Consider the following 17,479-nt stretch of genomic DNA (forward strand, 5'->3'; position numbering starts at 1 on the left):
TAGATGCGTTGCCAAAAAGAACAATGCGAACCGTCACCCGTTCCGCCTCCCGTTGCGGGTCGGGCGGGTGCGTCATCGAACGGTGGAAACGCTCTGAACACAATAACCTATCTCGACCACGCGGCCAGCGCGCCGATCCTGCCGCAGGCGCGCGATGCACTGCTTCGCGGCATGACGCTCAACGCCAATCCGAGCAGTCCGCATGCGCCGGGCCGTGCGGCGCGTGCCGCCCTCGAACAGGCGCGCGCCGATGTGGCGGACGCGCTGGGCTGGCAGGGCGAGATCGTCTTTACCAGCGGGGCGAGCGAGGCATTGTCGATTGGGCTGCATCGTTCGCATGCAACGCGGCGGATCGTGAGCCAAGTGGAGCACGATGCCGTCACGCGGCATGCGACGGGCGCGGCGCGGATTCCCGTTGGTGTGGCGGGCATGATCGCGCCCGGCGATCTCCCCGATGCGACCGATGCGCTGGTCGCGATACAACAGGTCAACAATGAGACGGGCGTCATTCAACCGCTCGACGCGCTTGGCGATGCGATCCGGGCGGGCGGCGGGCTGCTGCTGGCCGATTGTTCGCAAGGGGCGGGAAAAATCCCGATGCCGGCGGCGGACATGGCGGTGGTTTCCGCGCATAAATTTGGCGGACCGACGGGCATCGGGGCGCTGCTGTTGCGCGATTTCGGGATGATCGCACCCGATGGGGGGCAGGAACGCGGCTATCGCGGGGGGACGGAAAACGTGCCCGGCGCCATGGCGATGGCCGCCGCATTGCAGGCCGGACATGGCTGGATGGAGGAGGCTCTGCGACTGCGCAGCAGGCTGGAGAATGCGATCATCGATGCGGGCGGGGAGGTGGTCGCCGACCGCAGCCCGCGCATCGCGACCATCGGGTCCTATCGCCTGCCCGGTGTGGCCGCGGCGGTGCAGCTTATCCGGCTCGACAGCGCAGGGATCGCGGTGTCGGCCGGCAGCGCCTGTTCCTCCGGTTCGCTCCGGACGAGCCACGTGCTCTCGGCCATGGGGATGGATGACAAGAGCGCGGGCGAGGTCATCCGCGTGTCCATCGGGCCCGACACGCGAGAGGCCGACATCGACCGATTCCTCGACGTGTGGGGCGATATTGCGCGGCGGCGGCGGCCATGATCTATCTCGATTATCAGGCGACGACGCCGCTTGCGCCCGAAGCGCGCGAGGCGATGCTGCGCTGGCTGGACGGGCCGGATGGCACAGGCTTTGGCAATCCGCACAGCCCGCATCGCATGGGACGGATGGCGGCGGCGGCGGTGGACATCGCGCGCGAACAGGTCGCGGCGCTCTTCCCGCCGGGCGGACAGGTCGTTTTTACATCCGGCGCGACCGAGGCGATCAACCTTGCCATACGGGGCACGGCGCGGGCGGGCGACGACCGGCCGGTGGCGATCAGTGCGATCGAACATGCCGCCGTGCGCGATACCGCCGCAGCCCTCGGCGTTCGGGTGCACGAATTGCCGGTCGGTGACGACGGAGTGGTTGCCGCCGACGCCCCCTGGCCGGACGCAACGCGGCTCGTCGCGCTCATGCAGGTCAATAATGAGATCGGCACGGTGCAACCGGTCGGCGCCATGACGGAACGGGCGCGGGCGGATGGTGCGCTGATGCTGTGCGACGCGGTGCAGGCGGCGGGGCGGATTGAAATCGCACATGCCGACCTCATCGCGGTGTCGGCGCACAAGCTGCACGGGCCGAAGGGGATCGGCGCGCTATGGGTGCGCGGCGGGGTGACGCTCGATCCGCAGATCACCGGCGGGGGGCAGCAGGACGGCATGCGTTCCGGCACGCTCAGCCCCGCATTATGCACAGGGTTCGGGGCGGCGGCGGCGCTGGCCATCGCGCGGATGGAGGAGGATGCCGCGCATGTCCGCCACCTTTTCGACAGGGCGCGCGCATGGTTCGCAGGCTGGACTCTCAATGGGAGCGAGGCGCTGCGCTGGCACGGAAACCTCAATCTCAGGCGCGACGGGCTGGACGTGGCCCGGCTCATGTCCGAGGTACGCGAGGTCGCTTTTTCCGCCGGTTCCGCATGCGCGTCGGGGTCGGGCCGGCCCAGCCATGTCTTGCAGGCCATCGGATTGACTGACACAAAGGCGAAACAATCGATCCGGCTCGGGTTCGGACGCTACACACGGGAAGAGGATCTGGAACATGCCGCGGCCTTGATACAGGCGGCGGCGAAGCAACAGGGATTCTGAACCGATGGTCTGCGTCAATATCACCACCGCCAAGGGCGAGACCGTCAAGGCCGAGGGCGGGGACGGCGCGAGCCTCCTCGAAACGGCGCAGGCCGCGGGCATGCCGCTCGAAGGGACGTGCGAGGGGCAGATGGCCTGCTCCACTTGCCACGTGGTTGTCGCGCCCGAATGGTTCGACCGGCTCCCCCCGGCGAGCGAGGAAGAGGAAGACATGCTCGACCTCGCCGCGGGGGTGCAGCGCACGAGCCGCCTGTCGTGTCAGATCCTTCTCGACCCCGATCTCGACGGGCTCGCCATTTCCATCCCGCTCGATTCGCACGACATGCGCGGCGTGGGATAGGAGCCGGGCACAACGATACGCATGAAAAAGCCCGCCGCGGCGTGATGCCGGGCGGGCCTTTTTACATGATCGCGCGTTGGCGCTTATGCCATGGCGGGCGATTTCGCGTTTTCGACCGCATCGATGACGGCCTTGGAAAAGGCGGGAATGTCATCCGGGTTGCGGCTGGTGATGAGATTGCCGTCGACGGCGACTTCCTTGTCCACGACGCTGGCACCTGCATTTTTCAGGTCGGTGCGGACCGAGGGCCAGCTCGTCACGGTCTTGCCCTTCACCACATCGGCCTCGACCAGCATCCACGGGCCGTGGCAGATCGCGGCGACCGGCTTGCCCGCATTGTCGAAATCCTTGACGATCTTCACGGCTTTTTCCTCGAGCCGGAGGATGTCGGGATTGATCTGCCCGCCGGGAAGAACCAGCGCGTCGTAATCGGCGACGTTCACCTGGTCGAGCGTCTTGTCCACCTTGACCGTGTCGCCCCAGTCGTCCTGGTCCCAGCCCTTGATTTCGCCGCTTTCGGGGCTGGCGACGGTGACCGTCATGCCGGCATCCTCGAAATTGGCCTTGGGCTTCATGAGCTCGCTCTGCTCGAACCCGTTGGTCGCCATGATGAGAATCTGTTTGGCCATGAGTGTAACTCCTTGAATCGCTTTGTTTGCGTGTTGCCTATGAAACGGATGGGGGACGGGATGCGTTCCGCCATTTGCCTCGGCCCGTCGTGCTGCTAAGCCGGTTCGTGCGATGCCCAGCGATACGACAGAAAAAACCGAGCCCGATCCGTTCGATCGCCTGATCGACGCCCCTTTCGACGCCGCCTTGTCGGAGCGTTATCTCGTCTATGCGCTGTCCACGATCACGGCGCGGTCGCTGCCCGATCTGCGCGACGGGCTGAAGCCTGTGCACCGCCGGCTGTTGTGGGCGATGCGGCAATTGCGGCTCGATCCGGGGCAGGCGTTCAAGAAATCCGCCCGCGTGGTCGGCGACGTCATCGGCAAGTATCACCCCCACGGCGATGCGTCGGTCTATGACGCGATGGTGCGCCTGGCGCAGGATTTTGCGCTGCGCTACCCGCTGGTCGAGGGGCAGGGGAATTTCGGTAATATCGACGGCGATAATGCCGCGGCCTATCGCTATACCGAGGCGCGGCTGACGCGGACGGCGATGCTGTTGATGGCCGGGCTGGACGAGGGCACGGTCGATTTCATCCCGACCTATAACGGGGAGGAGCAGGAGCCGGAGATCTTCCCGGGCATCTTCCCCAACCTGCTTGCCAATGGGGCGAGCGGGATCGCCGTCGGCATGGCGACCTCCATCCCCAGCCACAATGTCGCGGAGGTGATCGACGCGACGCTGAAGCTGATCGACAACCCGCGCGCCGAACATGGCGAGTTGATGGAGGTGTTCCGCGGCCCCGATTTCGCGACCGGCGGGCTGGTCGTGGACAGCGCGGAGGCGATTTCCCATGCGTATGAAACCGGGCGCGGTTCATTCCGAATGCGGGGCCGGTTCCATGCGGCGGAGGCCGCGAACGAGGCCGACCGCGATGCCGGTATCGAACGGCTCGGCGGCGGGCAGTGGCAGCTCGTCATTTCCGAAATCCCGTATCAGGTGCAGAAGGGCAAGCTGATCGAGCAGATCGCCAATCTGATCGCCGACCGCAAATTGCCGATCCTCGAAGACGTGCGCGACGAAAGCGACGAGACGATCCGCATCGTGCTCGAACCCAAGAGCCGCAAGGTCGACCCGGAACTGCTCAAGGAAAGCATCTACAAGCTGACCGATCTGGAGAGCCGGTTCTCGCTCAATCTCAACGTGCTGGACGCGACGCGCACGCCGGTCGTGATGGGACTGGGCGAGGTGCTGCGCCACTGGATCGCGGCGCAGATCGACATTCTCCTGCGCCGCAGCCGTCACCGGCTGGACAAGATCGCGGCGCGGCTGGAGCTGGTCGAAGGGTATATCGCCGCCTTCCTCAACCTCGACCGGGTGATCGAGATCATTCGTACCGAGGACGAGCCGAAACCGATCATGATGGCGGAGTTCGAGCTGACCGACCGGCAGGCCGAGGCGATCCTCAACATGCGGCTGCGCAGCCTGCGCAAGCTGGAGGAGATGGAGCTTCGCCGCGAGCGCGATGCCCTTCTCGCCGAACGTGGCGAGCTGGAGCAGCTCATCGAAAGCCCGGCCCGCCAACGCACCCGAATCAAGCGCGACCTGAAGGCGCTGCGCAAGGAATATGCCGAGGATACGCCGCTCGGCGCGCGCCGCACGACCATTGCCGAGGCGGAACCCACCGTCGAATTCAGCATGGACGCCATGATCGAGAAGGAACCGGTCACCGTCATCCTGTCACAGCGCGGCTGGATCCGCGGGATGAAGGGGCATGTCGATCTTGCCGGCGAATTCAAGTTCAAGGAAGGCGACGGCCCCGCCTTCGCCATGCATGCGCAGACGACGGACAAGGTGCTCATCGCCTGTGACAATGGCCGGTTCTATACCATGGGATGCGACGGATTGCCCGGCGGCCGCGGTTTTGGCGAGCCTGTGCGCTCGATGGTCGACATCGACCCGGAGGTCGCGATCGTCGGCGTCCACATCTACCGGCCGAAGGGGCAATTGCTGCTCGCCGCCGACAACGGGCGCGGCTTCGCAGCGGAAATGGACGAATTGCTCGCCGAAACGCGCAAGGGCCGCCAGGTCGTGAATCTGAAGAAGGGCAGCACTCTGCGCGTCGTCCATGCCATCGCGCCGGAGCACGACCATGTCGCGGTGGTGGGCGACAATCGCAAGCTCGTCATCTTCAACCTCGAAGAATTGCCGGTGATGACGCGCGGGCAGGGGGTGCAGCTGCAACGGTACCGCGATGGCGGCCTGTCCGATGCGACGACGCTCACGCTGGAGGAGGGGCTGAGCTGGACCATGGGCGGGGAAACCGGGCGCACCCGCACCGAAAAGGACATGTGGCAATGGAAAGTCGCGCGCGGCGCGGCCGGACGCCTCCCGCCGACCGGTTTCCCCCGCGACAATCGCTTTTGAACGCAATCGCTTCTGAACACGGCGCATGAAAAACGGCGCGGAAGCCGAAGCCCCGCGCCGTCGTTTTCGTGATCCGTAAACCGGACGGGATCAGTTCGATCCACCGGCCCGTGCAGGCTTCGGCCCGCGGGGACGGCGGTTGCGCTGCCCCTCGGCGCCTTCGCGGCGCTCGCCGCCCTGGCGCTGGCCTTCGGGCTTGGGGCCACGCCCGCCGCCGCCATTGCCGCGACCGCGTCCACCGCCGCCGTTGCCGCGGCCACGCCCGCCGCCGCCGCCATTGCCGCGACGTTCGCCCTGCGGCGCGCGCTCGGCACCCGCGGGTGCGCGGCTCGGCTTGGGCAGGGTTGCGGCCTGCAGCGTGAAATCATCGGGCAGCGGCATGGGGGTGAGCTTCACCCGCGTCAGCTTCTCGATATCGCGGATATAGGGTTTCTCATCCGGCGCGACATAGCTGATGGCCACGCCATCGGCCCCGGCACGCGCGGTGCGGCCGATGCGGTGCACATATTGTTCGGCTACGTTCGGAATTTCGAAGTTGAAGACATGGCTGACGCCCGTCACGTCGATCCCGCGCGCGGCAATATCCGTCGCGACCAGCACCGGTACGCGGCCTTCGCGGAACCCGTCCAATGCGCGGGTGCGCTGCGCCTGCGACTTGTTGCCGTGGATAGCGGCGGCGACGATGCCGGCGGCGGCGAGATGGCGCACCACCTTGTCCGCGCCGTGCTTCGTGCGGGTAAAGACGAGGCAGCGTTCGATCTCGCCCTTGTCGAGCCCGGCCTTGAGCGAAAGCGTGAGCAGCGCCTGCTTTTCCGCCTGGTTCACGAAGGTCGCATATTGCTCGACCCGTTCCGCGGTGGTGGATTGCGGCGCGATCTCGACCTTCACCGGATTGGTGATGAACCGCTTGCCGAGCTGCTGGATCGCTTGCGGCATGGTCGCGGAGAAGAACAGCGACTGCCGCTTTTCGGGTAGCATCGCGGCAATGCGGGTCAGCGGCTTGATGAAGCCGAGATCCATCATTTGGTCCGCCTCGTCGAGCACGAAGATTTCGACATCGCGCAGGGTCAGCGCACGCTGATCGATGAGGTCGAGCAGGCGGCCCGGCGTCGCGACGAGCACGTCGGTGCCATGGGTCAGCTTGCGCGCCTGCTTGTTCGCGGGAACGCCGCCAAAGATGCACTGGATCGAAAGATCGAGGTTCTTCGCATAGTAGCCCATGTTGTCGGCGATCTGCGCGGCCAGTTCGCGCGTCGGCGACAGGACGAGCATGCGGCACGAGGCCGGCTTGGGGGAACCGCCGCTATGCGCCAGGCGGTGCAGCGAGGGCAGCGCAAACGCCGCCGTCTTGCCGGTGCCGGTCTGCGCAATGCCGAGCAGGTCGCGCCCTTCCATGAGCGAGGGGATGGATTTGCGCTGAATCGGGGTCGGCTCTTCGTAGCCCTTGGCCGAAAGCGCGCGCAGGATGGGTTCGGCAAGGCCGAGTTCTTTGAAATAGGACATGATGGTCACTCGTATACAGGCGCATTCCCGCCGCCGGGCGCAATTGCAAAGCGCAGCGGCGCGCGAAATGCGCGGGGTCAAAATCGCGACCCTAGCGTGAATGGGGAAGCTTTGCGGTGCGAACCGTAAATCGGGTGCGGACATCTGCCGATTTGTCCCGGCAGCGTTCACGCTTGCATCCGATGCCGCGGGTGATCCCGCGCTGTCACATCGGGCCAGATAGGCGCATCGTTCGGCAGATGCAAACCTTATTTCGCGCGATCCTAATTATATTTCGTCGGCGTCCGTTTCCTGCGCCGGGGCAGGGGTGAGGATCAGCGTCCCGTCCTCCACCCGCCATCCTTCGAGCCGGGACAGGAAATTCATGCCCAGCACGTTCATCCCGCCCATCGACGGCGCGACCACCACCTCAAGATCGCGGGCCACGATATTGCCCGCGCGCAGCTCCGCAATCGACGCCATCTGCCCCGGCGCCGCGCCATTGGCGGTGCGCAGCGCGATCGTCCCGCGCAGCGCCTCTCGCTCGATCCCGCCGGCCTGCGCGGTTTCGGGCGCGATGGCAGTGAGCGAGGCGCCCGTGTCGATCAGAAACCGTTCGGGATGGCCGTTGATCGTCGCCTCGACCCAGTAATGCCCGTCCCGGCCCAGCGGCACGCGCGTTTCGTCGCCTTCGACCACCTGCTTCGGCATGCCCAGTTGCGGGAGGGCGAAATCGACATCCGGGTTCATTCGCGCCACGTCGATGACGGTGAGGATCAGCACGCCGGCCAGCCCCACGCTGCCGAGCGAGCGCAGCGCGGCGCCGGGCGCAGGGGCCACCCGCGCGACCATCGAGCCGATGATCGACACGAGCAAGGCAAACAGCGCGAGCGCCAGCAGCGGCTGCGCCTCGAGCACGTCGCCGAAGGGGAGCGCGTCGAACGGGATGAAGGAAAGATCCATGGCCCGGTCTTACCTCCCTCGTGCTTTACCGATGCTGACCGGGCCGATCAGGGGCGGTCCGACCAGGGCGGGACGCGAAGTCATCCGACCTCTTCGCGCAGGATGGCATGGGTGCGGTCGGGGCCGGGAAACCCTTCGTCGATCCATCGGGCCTGAACCCGGTGCAGGATCGCCGCGATCGCGGGTCCTTTCTCCACGCCTGCCGCCATCACGGCGCGCCCGTCGATCGCAAAGGCGGGCGGTTCCCATCCCGCGATAGGCCGAACCGATGCGCCGAGCAGCAAGAGCCGATCCTCCGCCCGTTCGCGTCCCAGCCGGAACAGCAGGCCACGCGGATTGGCGGCATCGCCGGCCTCCCGCTCCGCCGCGCTGATGAGCCGTTTCTTCTGCGCATTGGAAAGGCGCAGCCGCGCCGCGACCTGTGCCGCGACATCGCGCCGCGGCGGCAGCAGGGCGGCAAGCCGGCGCATCGCATCGGGCGCGATACCCGCCGCGTCCTCCGCCTCGATCAGCCGGCTCAGCGTGTCGCGTTCATCCGTCCCGCTTTCGGGCAGGATCACGCGCAGCACGCCAAGGTCGGCCATGCGCCGCACCGTTTCGGCAGGCCGCGGCAGCGCGAGCAACCGGCGCAGTTCCTGCCCGATCCGTTCGCGCGAAAGCCCCATCAAGGTCGGTGCACAATCCCGGCATGCCGCGACCGCCTCGGCATCGGGCGCGCCGTTGCCGAAACGCGCCTCGAACCGGAAATAGCGCAGGATCCGCAAGTGATCCTCCGCGATCCGGGTGCGCGCATCGCCGATAAAACGCACAATCCCAGCCTTCAAATCGTCCAGCCCGCCGAAATAATCGTCGATGGCTAGCGTTCCGGGATGGGCATAGAGCGCGTTGATCGTGAAATCGCGCCGCGCCGCATCCTCCCGCCAATCGTCGGTGAAGGCGATCGTGGCATGGCGCCCGTCGGTCGCGACGTCGCGGCGCAGCGTCGTGATCTCCACCGATGCTTCGGGGAGGAGGGCGGTCACCGTCCCATGATCGAGCCCGGTCGGAATCGTCCGAATGCCCGCATTGTTCAGCGTGCGCATCACCGCATCCGGGGCATGGCGGGTGGCGATGTCGATATCCTGCGCCGCGACGTTCAGCAACGCATCGCGCACGCAGCCGCCCACATAGCGGCACTCCTCGGCGCCGAGCGCATCGACGAGCGCGCGCAGGCCGTCCCACCGCGTCCAGGGCAGGGCGGGGAGCGTCACCGCCCGGTCCAGCGCAGGCGCCGGGACAGATTGTCGAGTATCGCCGCGGTCACGCCCCAGATCCTGTGCCCGTCCCAGTGCATTTCGATGAAATGGCGCTTCGTCCCCTTCCACGTGGTGCTGCGCGCGACATGGTTCGCAGGGTCCAGTGCGAAGGACAGCGGTACCTCGAACCATTCGTCGACCTCGGCCGGATTGGCGCGCAGCGGAAGATCGGGCGGCACGGTGGCGAGCACGGGCGTGATGGCATAGCCCGTTCCGGTGCGATATCCATCGGTGCGGCCGATGACGTGGACACGGCTGGGCGCGAGGGCGATTTCCTCGTGTGCTTCGCGAAGCGCGGCCTGCTCCGCCGTTTCGCCCGCGTCGATGCCGCCGCCGGGAAAGGCGACCTGCCCGGCATGGGTGCGCATCTTCGCCGGCCGTTCGATGAGCAGGACGCCGGGTTCGTCCGCCCGCTCCGTCACCGCGATGAGCACGGCGGCGGGGCGCGCCGTATTGTCATCCATGAAATCGGCATCGTCGCGAAGATCGGTCAGCGGCCGGGCATGGCCGCGGCGGTGCATGGCGATCAGCCGTTCGCGGATCGTGCTCATTCCGGGGTCAGCGGGAACACCGCACCCCTGCTTTCCACGGCCAGCGGTTCGCCGCCGCGCGCGATGGCGATCTCGGCCAGTTGCGCATAGGTCGACCGGTCGAGCCGGGCGAGCAGGCCGTCGCGCATCTCGACATAGAGCGCGGGCGTGTCCGGATCGCCCCGCGCGAGGATCGGGTGATCGGCATCGGCCGTCACCAGATCGTCGGTATTGCTGCGAAAGGCGAGCACGGGGGCGCCGTCCTCCTCATGCCGCGTCACGTCGACGGCGACGAAGGGCGCATCCTCCACCGCGATCGACAATTTCTGATACGGCACGACGAGCCAGTACGTGTCCCCTTCGCGGCGCAGCAGGCTGGAAAACGCGCGGACCATGGCCTGGCGCTTGATTTTCGAGCCCTGGTGATACCAGGTGCCGTCGGCGGCGATGCGCATCTCGCTGTCGCCGGTGTTTTCGGGGTTCCAGCTCGACACCGGGGGCAGCTTGCGCGCCGCGACGGCGTCGGCCACCTCGGCAAGGGACATGGAGGCGAGGTCGGGGTTCGGTTCGTAGGGCACGGATCCTATCTGGCACCGGCGCGCGCAAACGCCAAGACCTGCGTGCCCGCTTTTATTGCGGCGATACTATCCGGCGGCGGCGCGGGCGGCGCCGCCCCACGGGCCGAGCACGCCCTTTTCCGGAAGGACCGCCGGGTTGTCCGCGCGGCACAGCAGCCGCGCCGGCTCCCACTCCCCCGGAAGCACCCAGCCGCCGGTATGCGCCGCGGTAAAGCCGAAGAAGCGCCCGTAATATTCGGGATCGCCGATGAGCACCTGCGGCAATGCGCCCTGCGGCCCCGATACGTCGCGCAGCGCCTGCAGCGCGGAGAGCATCAGCATCTTGCCGAAACCCTCGTTCTGCATCGCGGGCAGCACGGCGACCGGCCCCACCATGACGAGCGGCACGGCGCGCCCCTCCGGCGTGTTGAGCGCGACCGGCCAGCACTGTATCGTGCCGCACAGCATGTCCTCGTCATCGAGTGCGGCAAAGGACAGCGCCGGCAGCCAGTCCATCCCCTCGCGCACGACATAGGCGGTGCGGCGGTGCCGCTCCGGCTCGAATGCGCGGTCCAGCAATTGTTCGACCATGGCGGGATCGACATTGGCAAGGGGAATGATGGTGGACATGCGCGCGCCGATAGGGCGCGAAACGCACGCTGTCGATTGCGAAAAAGCGCAAGGGGGCGATAGAAACGCTATCCCCGCGGTTCGCGGCCCGCCGTGAAGTCAGGCGCGGGCAAGCCGGTCGCGTGCCGTCACTCCGCCGGCGTCAGGCGCCAGAGCCGCGCGTCGCCCTCGTCCTCCACCGCCCATATGGCGCCGTCCGGCCCCTGCGCCACTTCGCGGATGCGGCGTTCCATCGGGTGGCGGGCGAGTTCGGTCGGCGTGGTCCCCTCGAAACCGACGCGGATGATGGCCTTCGTCTTCAACCCTGCGATGATGGCCTGCCCCTGCAACGCCGGGAACATGTCGCCGGTATAGAAGATGAAATTGCCCGGCGCGATCACCGGGGTCCATCCGATGCGCGGCGTGATGAATTGCGGGCGCGTATCGTTGTCGGGAATGGGCGTGCCGTCGTAATTCACACCGTTCGACACCACCGGCCAGCCATAATTGCCGCCCTTCTGCACGAGATTCAGCTCATCACCGCCCTTCGGCCCGTGTTCGAGCACCCAGAGACGCCCCTCCGGATCGAAGTCGATGCCGAGCATGTTGCGATGGCCATAGGACCAGATCTGTGCCGCAACGCCGCCGCGATCCGCGAACGGATTGCCGGGCGCCGGCGTGCCGTCGGGGAGCAGGCGGACAATGGTGCCGAGCGTGTTCGAAAGATCCTGTGCAGGCTCCTTCTTCTGCCGGTCGCCGCTGGTGATGAAGAGATATTGCCCGTCCGGCGAAAAGGCGATGCGATGCGAATAATGGCCGCGGCCCGTAACCTTGGGTGTCTGCCGCCAGATCGTTTCGAGCCCGTCGAGCGTGCAGTTCGTGCCGCTTTCCTCGCAGATCAGCCGCGCGCGCCCCACGACCGCGCCGCGCGTGTCGCCGTCGCCCGCCTCGACCCAGCTCAGATAAACCTGCCCGGTGCGCGCATAATCGGGGCCGAACACGAAATCGCCGAGGCCGCCCTGACCGCCGTAATCGACACGGGGCACGCCGGTGACGCTGCCCATGGCGCCATTGGGTTCGCGGATGCGGATGTTGCCCTTTTTCTCGGTGATGAAAAGACGGCCCGTGCCCGGCTCGAACGCGAGCGCCCAGGGTTCGTCGAACGTCCCCATTTCGGCGAGGGTAAACCCGGGAAAACCGTCCGTTTCGGAAGAGGGCGCAGCGGCCCCGGATGCTTCGCGCGATTCGGAGGCATTGCCCTGCGGCGCGGGCGCACAGCTTGCAACGACGACGCCGACGAGCGAAAGGGGGACGGTGATGGAAAGCGGGCGCGGAATGATCATGAACACAAGAATTCGGGTGCGGGGCCAAAGGTTCCGCCGCCGCGCATGATTGTGGGCGTGGACGAGGCGGGACGCGGGCCGCTCGCCGGGCCGGTGGTCGCGGCGGCGGTGCTGCTGTGCAAGCCGCGCCCGCCGGGCCTCGGCGATTCGAAAGTGTTGTCGCGCACGGCACGCGAACGGCTGGACGAGGCCATCCGCCGCCGCTGCGTCTTTGGCGTCGGCGTGGTCGAGGTGGGCGAGATCGACCGGCTCAACATCTTCGGCGCGACGATGCTCGCGATGAGTGTCGCGGTGGAACAATTATGCGCGAAGATCGGCTGCGATCCTGTCGAGGTGCTTGTCGACGGCAATCTGACGCCCGCAGGCCGGCGCCCCGAATGGCGGTGGAACGCCCGCGCCATCGTGAAGGGCGATGCGAAGGAGCCGTGCATTTCCGCCGCGAGCATCGTGGCCAAGGAACATCGCGACCGCATGATGCGCGATGCGGCGCTGCGTCACCCGCAATATGGCTGGGACCGGAACATGGGATACGGGACGAAGGACCATCTGGAGGCGCTGCGCCGTCATGGCCCGACCCCGCTGCACCGGCGCAGCTTCGCCCCTGTTGCGCAGGCGGATCTGTTCGGTTGATCCTTCGCGCGCGCTGCTGAGTCTTTCGCGCCACACCGCAACATGTCGAGTCCATGGACGCGGGCGGGACTCCATATCATGTGGCGGCGCCCTGACATGCGCCCGGCCGGGTCGCACGATGATGAACGGGCTGAAAAATCGGCGCTTGACGGCGAGTCGCTATGGATTCATCACGGTTGTCCACAGGGGAAAACGACCGATGGCAACCATGCTCAAAACGCGCGCGAAGGCCGCGCCGACGACTCGCGAAGCGGCACAGGAGCTGCGTGCGCGCCTGCCGCTTGGCCGCATCCTGGACGGGGATTGCATCGCCGCGATGCGCACCATTCCGGACAACAGCATCGACATGGTGTTCGCCGACCCGCCCTATAATCTGCAGCTCGGCGGCGATCTCGCCCGGCCGGACGGCAGCGCGGTCGACGCAGTCACCGACGATTGGGACAAGTTCGCCAGCTTTGCGACTTATGACCGTTTCACGCACGACTGGCTGGCCGAGGCGCGCCGTATCCTGAAGCCGAATGGCTCGCTCTGGGTCATCGGCAGCTATCACAACATCTTTCGTGTCGGTGCCGCGTTGCAGGATGCGGGGTTCTGGATCCTGAACGACGTGGTGTGGCGCAAATCGAACCCGATGCCCAATTTCAAGGGCACGCGTTTCACCAATGCGCATGAAACGCTGATCTGGGCGTCGATGGGGGAGAAGGCGAAATATACCTTCAACTATCGCGCGATGAAGACGTTGAACGATGAATTGCAGATGCGGTCCGACTGGGTCCTGCCGATCTGTTCAGGCGGCGAACGGTTGAAGCAGGATGGGGCGAAGGTGCATCCGACGCAAAAGCCGGAAGCGCTGCTCTACCGCGTGATGCTGGCGACGACGAACCCCGGCGATGTCGTGCTGGACCCGTTTTTCGGAACCGGGACGACCGGCGCCGTGGCGAAACGGCTGGGCCGCGAATGGATCGGGTGCGAGCGGGAGGACCGCTATCGCGGCGCGGCGATGGAGCGGATCGAGATGGCGCTCCCGCTCGACGAAAGCGCGTTGAAGACGATGCAGTCGAAGCGCAGCGCACCGCGCGTGGCGTTCGGCGCGCTCATCGAAAATGGCTATATCGCGCCGGGCACCGTGCTGACGGATAAGAAGCGGCAGTATCGCGCAGTGGTGCGCGCCGATGGCTCGCTCGTGGCCGAGGGCGCGTCGGCGAAGGGCGCGACCGGCTCGATCCATTCGCTGGGTGCCGAGATGCAGGGCGCGCCGTCGTGCAATGGCTGGACCTTCTGGCACACGGATGGGGCGGATGGGCTGACCCCCATCGATGCGGCGCGCAATCTCTATCGTCTGGCGACGGAGGACTGACCTCGCTACATGCGGGCGATGGAAAAGCTTTATCTTAGCCCGATCAGCTTCGTCGACGCGCCGCAGGCGGTTGGCGGGGATGCGGTGCGGCTTGCCGGATCCATGGTCTATGCCCGCGAATTCGCGCTGATCCGCCGCGGGGCGGACGGAGCCATCATGGCACGCGACATCGTGGCCGCGCCGGACATGGCGTCGGCCATCGCGCGCCTGCCTGACGATCTGGGTGCAGAGGCGGAGCGGCAATGGGCGAATCTGCGCATGGCCCATCCGGCGCTTACCCTCGCGACGCCGGGCGGGGCGCGGACGATCCGCCTCGACCAGCCGCAGGTGATGGGCATCCTCAACATCACGCCGGACAGTTTTTCGGACGGGGGGCGCCTTGCCGCGGGTACCGATGCGGCGGTGGACCACGGTGCCGCCATGCTGGAGGCGGGGGCCGCGATCATCGACGTCGGCGGCGAATCGACCCGCCCTAACGCGGACCCGGTGCACGAGGGCGAGGAACTGCGCCGCGCGATCCCGGTGATCGAACGGCTGGCGCGCGGGGGGGCAGCGGTGTCGGTCGACACGCGCAACGGCACGGTCATGGCCGAGGCGATCGCGGCCGGGGCCGGCATCATCAACGACGTGTCCGCGCTTCGCCACGACCCGCGCGCGATGGACATCGTGGCGCAGGCACATGTGCCGGTCGTCGCGATGCACGCGCCCGGAAAGGGCGGCGATCTGCATGGCGATGCCGCCTATGGCGATGTGGTTCTGGACGTGTTCGACTGGCTGGCCGCGCGGCGCGATGCGATGATTGCGGCGGGGATCGCGCGGGAGCGCATCGTGCTCGACCCCGGTATCGGGTTTGGCAAGACGCTGTCCGAAAACCTCGCGCTCATCAATGCGTTGCCGCTGTTCCATGCGCTGGGACAGCCGCTTTTGCTGGGCGCCAGTCGCAAGCGGTTCATCGGCGCGCTGGCGAAGGAGGTGCCCGCGCCGGAGCGCATGCCGGGCTCGCTCGCCGTCGCGTTGAAGGGGATGGATGCGGGCATGGCGCTCCTGCGCGTGCACGACGCCGCCGAAACGGTGCAGGCGATGCGGGTGTGGCGCGGCCTGCGCGATGCGGCGCTCACCGATTTTGCCCGTCTCGCGGAATGAACCTGGGCCGAATTGCGCGCATCCGCCACTGGGCCGGCGACGCGATGCTCGATTTCCGGCACGATTCGCAGAGCGGGCATGGCGCGGTATTCAGCCGATGCGGCCGCTATCGCTATCTCCTGTGGCGCGATGCGCATGGCGATGCGCCATTCTACGCGATCGCGATGTTGAACCCGTCGAAAGCCGATCACCTCAGCAACGATCCGACCATCGCGCGCTGTCACAACCGGGCGCGCGATGCGGGCGCGGCATTGCTGGTGTGGAACCTGTTCGCGCTGCGCGAGACCGATCCGGCAAAGCTGAAACGGCGGCGTGGGCCGGTGGGGCGTCATAACGACGATGCGGCCCGGCTTGCGCTATCGCTTGCGGATCGGACCGTGGCGGCGTGGGGCGTGCACGGCGCCCATCGCGGGCGCGGGGACGCGGTGCTTGCGCTTTGCCGGGAGCAGGGCGGGGCGCTGCATCATTTCGGCCTCACGAAACACGGCCACCCGCGCCACCCGCTCTACCTCCCGCGCGATGTGGCGATGCGCGAATGGTAGCGCGCCGTCACGTCGCGCTGTCGATGCCAAGTTCGGCGAGCTTGCGATAAAGCGTCGACCGCCCGATACCGAGCCGCCGCGCGACCTCGCTCATCCGGCCGCGATAATGGCCGATGGCAAGCCGGATCACGTCCGATTCGATATCCTGAAGCGAGCGAATGTGGCCATCGCTTCCGAATAGCGTGATGCCCGCGGCCTGCGGTGCGGCGCTGGGAGTATGGTCGCCGACGATGTCGAGCAATTGCGGAAAATCGCCGGGCGAGAGCGTCTCCACGTCGCAGAATACCACCGCGCGGAACAATACGGCCTGCAGCTGCCGAAGGTTGCCGGGCCAGTCATATCCTTCGAGCAGGGCCAGCGCCTCGTCCGAGATGCTGAGCTTGCGCAGGCCGGGCTGCTCCCCGATGAGCGTCAGGAAATGGCGGCAGAGCGGCGAGATATCGCCCGTTCTTTCCCGTAGCGGAGGCAGGCTGACCTCGTTCGGGGCGAGCAGGTCGCAAAGGCGGTTATCGAGGATACGCGTGTCGCGCATGTGCGGCGCGGGATGGCTGGCGGCGGCGAGGATACGCACGTCCACGCGAAAGCCATGCGCCGCGCCGACCGGCTTGACGTCGCCGCGCTCCATCGTGGTGGCGAGCCGTGCCTGAAGCGTGGGGTGCAGCCGTTCGATGTCGTCGATGAACAAGGTCGCGCCATCCGCCTTTTCCAGAAGGCCGACATGGCGTTCGAAAGCGCCGGCAAATGCCCCTTTTTCATGGCCGTAGAGCGCCGATTCCATGTGGCTGGGCGCCACGCCGGCGAGATGCACGGCGTGGATCGCCTGCTTGCTGCGCGGGCTGGCGGAATGGATCGCGCGGGCGAGCAGTTCCTTGCCCGTCCCCGTCTCTCCCGACACGAGGACCGGGGCGTGGCCCCGCGCCAGCTTTGCCGCGCGGGCGAGCGCGGCGCGCAATTCGGGCGCGGAGCCGATCATCATGTCGAAGCCGAGATCGTGCCCGATCTTTTCCGTCAGCGGGGCGAGCTCGTCCTTTTGCCGGCGCCCCTGAAGGCTGCTTTCCAGGGCGTAGAGCAGCCGTTCCGAACCGACCGGTTTCACTAGGTAATCGACGGCACCAGCCCGCATCGCTTGCACCGCGAGCAGCGATGACGACGCCTCGGTTAAAAGCAGGACGGGGAGGTCGGGGAGAAGGCTGCGGACATCGCCGATCAGATGCGACGTTTCCTCGCCCGCGACGCGATCGTCGACGAGAAGCGCATTGGGCGGCACGATATCGTCCTGCGACAGGCAGGCGAGTGCCGCGGTCGCACTCGCGATACGCGTCGTGCGCCATCCCGCGCGCGCCGCCATCGCACTGATGTGCCGCGTCCGATCGGCATTGTCATCGACCAGCATGAGATGCCGGTTCTGCTCATCCGCCATACAT

The 17,479-nt window shown here is 67.0% G+C and carries 17 protein-coding genes; 8 read left to right on the forward strand and 9 right to left on the reverse strand.

What is annotated here, in order from left to right; genetic code table 11:
* Nucleotides 1-3 precede the first annotated feature (3 nt).
* The 3 genes from Q0897_RS01970 to Q0897_RS01980 are packed head-to-tail and all read left to right on the forward strand — an operon-like array spanning nt 4 to nt 2,568.
* Entirely contained in the window at nt 4-1,143 is a 1,140-nt protein-coding gene (locus tag Q0897_RS01970; protein ID WP_299307227.1) for an aminotransferase class V-fold PLP-dependent enzyme, read from the forward strand.
* Nucleotides 1,140-2,228, forward strand: a complete 1,089-nt coding sequence (locus tag Q0897_RS01975) for a cysteine desulfurase family protein (RefSeq protein ID WP_299307228.1) — start codon at nt 1,140-1,142, stop codon at nt 2,226-2,228. Before Q0897_RS01970 ends, Q0897_RS01975 begins: the two co-directional genes overlap by 4 nt.
* Nucleotides 2,229-2,232: 4 nt before the next feature.
* The gene (locus tag Q0897_RS01980) at nt 2,233-2,568 is read left to right on the forward strand and encodes a 2Fe-2S iron-sulfur cluster-binding protein (protein ID WP_299307229.1); all 336 of its coding nucleotides are present in this window, start codon (nt 2,233-2,235) and stop codon (nt 2,566-2,568) included.
* A gap of 83 nt (nt 2,569-2,651) precedes the next feature.
* Here the strand turns inward: Q0897_RS01980 and Q0897_RS01985 are convergent, their stop codons facing one another.
* Nucleotides 2,652-3,197 (reverse strand): type 1 glutamine amidotransferase domain-containing protein, encoded by a 546-nt coding sequence (locus Q0897_RS01985; RefSeq protein WP_299307230.1) that lies wholly within the window; start codon nt 3,195-3,197, stop codon nt 2,652-2,654.
* Nucleotides 3,198-3,309: 112 nt separating this feature from the next.
* Between Q0897_RS01985 and parC the strand changes: the two genes are divergently transcribed.
* Entirely contained in the window at nt 3,310-5,604 is a 2,295-nt protein-coding gene (gene parC / locus Q0897_RS01990; protein WP_299307231.1) for a DNA topoisomerase IV subunit A, read from the forward strand.
* A gap of 90 nt (nt 5,605-5,694) precedes the next feature.
* Here the strand turns inward: parC and Q0897_RS01995 are convergent, their stop codons facing one another.
* The 7 genes from Q0897_RS01995 to Q0897_RS02025 form a co-directional block, all read right to left on the reverse strand.
* The gene (locus Q0897_RS01995; protein ID WP_299307232.1) at nt 5,695-7,107 is read right to left on the reverse strand and encodes a DEAD/DEAH box helicase; all 1,413 of its coding nucleotides are present in this window, start codon (nt 7,105-7,107) and stop codon (nt 5,695-5,697) included.
* Between the two features lie 267 nt (nt 7,108-7,374).
* Nucleotides 7,375-8,049, reverse strand: a complete 675-nt coding sequence (locus Q0897_RS02000; RefSeq protein ID WP_299307233.1) for a TIGR02281 family clan AA aspartic protease — start codon at nt 8,047-8,049, stop codon at nt 7,375-7,377.
* Nucleotides 8,050-8,129: 80 nt separating this feature from the next.
* Nucleotides 8,130-9,299, reverse strand: a complete 1,170-nt coding sequence (locus Q0897_RS02005) for a CCA tRNA nucleotidyltransferase (RefSeq protein ID WP_299307234.1) — start codon at nt 9,297-9,299, stop codon at nt 8,130-8,132.
* Nucleotides 9,296-9,895, reverse strand: coding sequence for a CoA pyrophosphatase (locus Q0897_RS02010; protein ID WP_299307235.1), 600 nt, complete (start codon nt 9,893-9,895; stop codon nt 9,296-9,298). The genes Q0897_RS02005 and Q0897_RS02010 overlap by 4 nt, the downstream gene beginning before the upstream one ends.
* Nucleotides 9,892-10,452, reverse strand: coding sequence for a DUF1285 domain-containing protein (locus Q0897_RS02015; RefSeq protein WP_299307236.1), 561 nt, complete (start codon nt 10,450-10,452; stop codon nt 9,892-9,894). Before Q0897_RS02015 ends, Q0897_RS02010 begins: the two co-directional genes overlap by 4 nt.
* A gap of 66 nt (nt 10,453-10,518) precedes the next feature.
* Nucleotides 10,519-11,061, reverse strand: coding sequence for an N-acetyltransferase (locus Q0897_RS02020; RefSeq protein WP_299307237.1), 543 nt, complete (start codon nt 11,059-11,061; stop codon nt 10,519-10,521).
* Nucleotides 11,062-11,189: 128 nt separating this feature from the next.
* A complete protein-coding gene (locus Q0897_RS02025) occupies nt 11,190-12,383 on the reverse strand; it encodes a PQQ-dependent sugar dehydrogenase (RefSeq protein ID WP_299307238.1) in 1,194 nt (397 codons plus the stop codon).
* Nucleotides 12,384-12,428: 45 nt separating this feature from the next.
* On the opposite strand from Q0897_RS02025, the gene Q0897_RS02030 reads away from it, so the two are divergent.
* From Q0897_RS02030 to Q0897_RS02045, 4 genes are all read left to right on the forward strand, one after another.
* Nucleotides 12,429-13,013 (forward strand): ribonuclease HII, encoded by a 585-nt coding sequence (locus tag Q0897_RS02030; protein WP_299307239.1) that lies wholly within the window; start codon nt 12,429-12,431, stop codon nt 13,011-13,013.
* Between the two features lie 199 nt (nt 13,014-13,212).
* Nucleotides 13,213-14,370: a site-specific DNA-methyltransferase gene (locus Q0897_RS02035; RefSeq protein WP_299307240.1), complete on the forward strand. Its 1,158-nt coding sequence runs from the start codon at nt 13,213-13,215 to the stop codon at nt 14,368-14,370.
* An 18-nt stretch (nt 14,371-14,388) separates the two neighbouring features.
* The gene (gene folP, locus Q0897_RS02040) at nt 14,389-15,513 is read left to right on the forward strand and encodes a dihydropteroate synthase (RefSeq protein ID WP_299307241.1); all 1,125 of its coding nucleotides are present in this window, start codon (nt 14,389-14,391) and stop codon (nt 15,511-15,513) included.
* Nucleotides 15,510-16,055 (forward strand): DUF1643 domain-containing protein, encoded by a 546-nt coding sequence (locus Q0897_RS02045; protein ID WP_299307242.1) that lies wholly within the window; start codon nt 15,510-15,512, stop codon nt 16,053-16,055. Before folP ends, Q0897_RS02045 begins: the two co-directional genes overlap by 4 nt.
* A gap of 7 nt (nt 16,056-16,062) precedes the next feature.
* Here the strand turns inward: Q0897_RS02045 and Q0897_RS02050 are convergent, their stop codons facing one another.
* Nucleotides 16,063-17,475, reverse strand: coding sequence for a sigma-54 dependent transcriptional regulator (locus Q0897_RS02050; protein WP_299307243.1), 1,413 nt, complete (start codon nt 17,473-17,475; stop codon nt 16,063-16,065).
* Nucleotides 17,476-17,479: the final 4 nt, after the last annotated feature.

Source organism: uncultured Croceicoccus sp. (genome assembly GCF_947496385.1).
GTDB lineage: Bacteria > Pseudomonadota > Alphaproteobacteria > Sphingomonadales > Sphingomonadaceae > Croceicoccus.

Excerpts from the sequence above, each read along its gene's own strand:
- Q0897_RS02045 (WP_299307242.1), top strand. The coding sequence starts at position 15,510 with ATGAACCTGGGCCGAATTGCGCGCATCCGCCACTGGGCCGGCGACGCG.
- Q0897_RS01995 (WP_299307232.1), bottom strand. The coding sequence starts at position 7,107 with ATGTCCTATTTCAAAGAACTCGGCCTTGCCGAACCCATCCTGCGCGCG.
- Q0897_RS02025 (WP_299307238.1), bottom strand. The coding sequence starts at position 12,383 with ATGATCATTCCGCGCCCGCTTTCCATCACCGTCCCCCTTTCGCTCGTC.
- Q0897_RS02000 (WP_299307233.1), bottom strand. The coding sequence starts at position 8,049 with ATGGATCTTTCCTTCATCCCGTTCGACGCGCTCCCCTTCGGCGACGTG.
- Q0897_RS02035 (WP_299307240.1), top strand. The coding sequence starts at position 13,213 with ATGGCAACCATGCTCAAAACGCGCGCGAAGGCCGCGCCGACGACTCGC.
- Q0897_RS01975 (WP_299307228.1), top strand. The coding sequence starts at position 1,140 with ATGATCTATCTCGATTATCAGGCGACGACGCCGCTTGCGCCCGAAGCG.
- Q0897_RS01970 (WP_299307227.1), top strand. The coding sequence starts at position 4 with ATGCGTTGCCAAAAAGAACAATGCGAACCGTCACCCGTTCCGCCTCCC.
- Q0897_RS02020 (WP_299307237.1), bottom strand. The coding sequence starts at position 11,061 with ATGTCCACCATCATTCCCCTTGCCAATGTCGATCCCGCCATGGTCGAA.
- Q0897_RS02050 (WP_299307243.1), bottom strand. The coding sequence starts at position 17,475 with ATGGCGGATGAGCAGAACCGGCATCTCATGCTGGTCGATGACAATGCC.
- Q0897_RS02010 (WP_299307235.1), bottom strand. The coding sequence starts at position 9,895 with ATGAGCACGATCCGCGAACGGCTGATCGCCATGCACCGCCGCGGCCAT.
- Q0897_RS02030 (WP_299307239.1), top strand. The coding sequence starts at position 12,429 with ATGATTGTGGGCGTGGACGAGGCGGGACGCGGGCCGCTCGCCGGGCCG.
- folP (WP_299307241.1), top strand. The coding sequence starts at position 14,389 with ATGGAAAAGCTTTATCTTAGCCCGATCAGCTTCGTCGACGCGCCGCAG.
- Q0897_RS01980 (WP_299307229.1), top strand. The coding sequence starts at position 2,233 with ATGGTCTGCGTCAATATCACCACCGCCAAGGGCGAGACCGTCAAGGCC.
- parC (WP_299307231.1), top strand. The coding sequence starts at position 3,310 with ATGCCCAGCGATACGACAGAAAAAACCGAGCCCGATCCGTTCGATCGC.
- Q0897_RS01985 (WP_299307230.1), bottom strand. The coding sequence starts at position 3,197 with ATGGCCAAACAGATTCTCATCATGGCGACCAACGGGTTCGAGCAGAGC.